This is a genomic window from Pseudomonas sp. 05T35, from assembly GCF_056396605.1.
Genome location: NZ_JBFTLU010001011.1, coordinates 1 through 366, shown reverse-complemented (window position 1 = coordinate 366; position 366 = coordinate 1). Strand labels below are relative to the sequence as shown.

The following is a 366-nucleotide window of genomic DNA, read 5'->3' as shown; positions in this document are numbered from 1 at the left end:
GTAGTAGCCTATTGGTAGACGACGCCGGAGTGATTAAGGTGCTTGGGAGCCATTCATACGAAATCACATTTGACTTCGGTGGTGTCCCCCTATTCGTCACTAGATCTACTGAGCAGCCAGACGTTGTTGAAATCTGCAACTCTAATCATGTCAAAGAAGACGAAATATCACTTGAAGCGTATAGAGAGAAGCTCAAAAGCCTATATGATCTGTCTGAGCTAGAGAGTTCCTTCCGATCCATCGTTGGCCCATTTGCTCGGATATGGAACAAGGGAGAAGCTGATCCAGATCATCCATTAGCAGGAGCTTCAAAAGAAAGACTCAGCGCGGGCGTGGCCAGGTTGCTCGATCTCTTTGAACGCACGG

Annotated in this window: 1 pseudogene; it reads left to right on the top strand. The window is 47.8% G+C overall.

The features are described 5' to 3' along the window. Positions 1 to 29 precede the first annotated feature (29 nt). A pseudogene (locus AC1DH9_RS31155) lies at positions 30 to 366 on the top strand (DUF2326 domain-containing protein); the annotation flags it as partial.